Source organism: Acidisoma sp. S159 (assembly GCF_009766125.1).
Classification (GTDB): domain Bacteria; phylum Pseudomonadota; class Alphaproteobacteria; order Acetobacterales; family Acetobacteraceae; genus Acidisoma.
On record NZ_LMUG01000056.1, the window covers coordinates 1 to 642 of the forward strand.

1 pseudogene is annotated in these 642 nt (G+C 66.7%); it reads right to left on the minus strand.

Annotated elements, in window-relative coordinates:
* Positions 1–13: 13 nt before the first annotated feature.
* Positions 14–642, minus strand: a pseudogene (locus GSQ92_RS16505) (transposase); the annotation flags it as partial.

Consider the following 642-nt stretch of genomic DNA (forward strand, 5'->3'; position numbering starts at 1 on the left):
AAGGCCCCGCGGGTCACGGCCCTGCTGGCAGGAAACCCCGCACCAGTCCGCTGAACAGATCGGCGTTGGGGCAGGCGGCGGCAAAGGCGATGCGCACCCTGGTCGCGGTCTCGGTGACACGGGCGGCAATCTTGATCAGGTGCTGCTGCAAGGTTTTGAACTGGGCGGTCGCGAGTGGCTGCGGTCTGGGAATGGCGTCACGGACGGTCAGCAACACCCAGTAGGCAGCGGTATGCAGCACCAGCCGCACCTGGTTGGCGAGCGGCGAGCGGCAACTCGTGCGGTCGGAGGCGAGTTCGGTCTTGTGCAACTTGATCAGATTCTCGGCCTGGCCGCGGGCACAGTACATTTTGTCATACAGCCGTTCCGCGGTGCCCTTGGGCAGGTTCGTCACGACGTAGCGGATATCCAGTCCCTTGGTGGAGGCCTCGATGCGGGCCACCACGCGGCGCTCGCATTTCCACGACTTGGCGCCGTAGCGGCTCTCGCTGTAGCGGCTGACGGCAGCGGCCTGGGCCTCGGCACGGCACGGCACGCTCGCACGTCGTCGGCGAAAGGTTCCACCAGCCGGTCGAGCACGGCGTTGCCGGACAGGCCGAAGATGTAGTCCAGGCCATGCGCCTCGCACCAGGCCATCACCTC